The sequence below is a fragment of the Paludisphaera soli genome (assembly GCF_011064595.1).
Taxonomy (GTDB): Bacteria; Planctomycetota; Planctomycetia; order Isosphaerales; family Isosphaeraceae; genus Paludisphaera; species Paludisphaera soli.
Window position 1 is genome coordinate 1 of record NZ_JAALJI010000107.1, and the last position, 1,372, is coordinate 1,372.

At 70.8% G+C, this 1,372-nt stretch carries 2 protein-coding genes; both read left to right on the forward strand.

Going from position 1 to position 1,372, the window contains the following annotated elements; translation table 11 throughout:
* The first annotated feature begins 72 nt into the window (after positions 1 to 72).
* Positions 73 to 630 carry a helix-turn-helix domain-containing protein gene (locus G6O68_RS31785; protein ID WP_165253764.1) on the forward strand — a complete coding sequence of 186 codons (558 nt, stop codon included), beginning with the start codon at positions 73 to 75 and terminating at the stop codon, positions 628 to 630.
* The coding region (locus G6O68_RS31790) for a transposase (RefSeq protein ID WP_206108293.1) at positions 546 to 1,372 on the forward strand (827 nt) is incomplete at its 3' end. The genes G6O68_RS31785 and G6O68_RS31790, both read left to right, overlap by 85 nt.

The following is a 1,372-nucleotide window of genomic DNA, read 5'->3' on the forward strand; positions in this document are numbered from 1 at the left end:
TTGGCTCGCTCGTGACAATAAAGGCGACGATCGTGATAGCATCGATGACCTCTGATCACACGGAGGTCAACGATGTCACGCCGCAAGATCGATCCGCTCCGACCATTGACGGACGATGAGGTCGCCCTCCTCGGCAAGATCGGCCGAGCTCAGGCCGGACCCGCCGCACGCTTCGCCCGAGCCGCCATCCTCCTGGCCGTGGCACGGGGCGACGGCTATCAGCAAGCGGCTCGATCGGTCGGCCGCCGCTCCGGAGTCGCCGTCTCCCGCCTGGTCGCCCGCTTCAACGCCGAGGGCCTCGCCGCGCTCGATCCACGCCACGGCGGCGGCCGGCCTCGACGCTACGATGACGAGGCCGCCGAGCGGATCCTGCGCGAGGCCCGACGCACGCCCACGCCCAAGGCCGACGGCACCGCCGCCTGGAGCCTGACCACCTTGCGCCGGGCCCTCCGATCGGCGCCCGACGGCCTGCCCGCGGTGTCGACCTACACCATCTGGCGAGTGCTCCACCAGGCCGGGTGCTCGCATCAGAGGAGCCGCACCTGGTGCCCCACCGGGACGGTCCTCCGCGTCCGCAAGGATGGGCCGGTCGTCGTCACCGACCCGGACGCTTCGTCAAAAAAAAGCTGATCGAGGACGCCTACCGGCTCGGCGAGGCGATGGGGCTGACGGTCTGGTGCACCGACCAGGCCGGCCCGTTCCAGACGGCCCCCCAGCCCGGCCAGTCGTGGCGCCCCGAGGGGCGGCCGGCCCGACAGCCGCACGAGTACGTCCGCAACGGCACGGCCAAGGCCCTGACGCTGTTCCATCCGGCCGACGGCCGGGCGCGGGTCAAGGGGGTGACCGCCTGCCCCAACACCGTGCTCCACGCCTGGCTGAAGGAGGAGTTGACGACGATCCTGGCGTCGCCGCCGGCGACGCCCGCCGCTTCGATGCGAGGGACATGGGAGCGTTGGCGTGGGGGCCGGACGGGCCCGACGTCGGCCGAGATGCCCCCGCTGCGGATGCTCCTGGTGCTGGACAACCTGGCCGGCCACAAGACGCCGTCCTTCGTCCTTTGGCTCTTCGCCCACGGGATCATGCCGCTCTACACGCCGCTGGGCGGGTCGTGGCTGAACATGGCCGAGAGCTTCCAAAGGATCCTCAAGCGGCGGGCCCTGGACGGCCAGGAGCCGGGCAGTCCGGGGGAGATCATCGCCTGGATCGAGGCGGTGACGGAGCACTGGAACCGCTCGCCGACGCCGTTCGAGTGGGGCGGCAAGCGTGCGGAGCGGAGACGTCGGCAGCGAGATCGCAGGCACCAGTTGGGCGGGTCCGCAGCGTGCACCCGGAGGCCGGTCCGGCGATCAAGGTTGGTTTATAGTCATCCTCA

What these genes read in the sequence shown, in the direction of transcription:
- G6O68_RS31785 (WP_165253764.1), top strand. Translation starts at nt 73, where the DNA reads ATGTCACGCCGCAAGATCGATCCGCTCCGACCATTGACGGACGATGAG.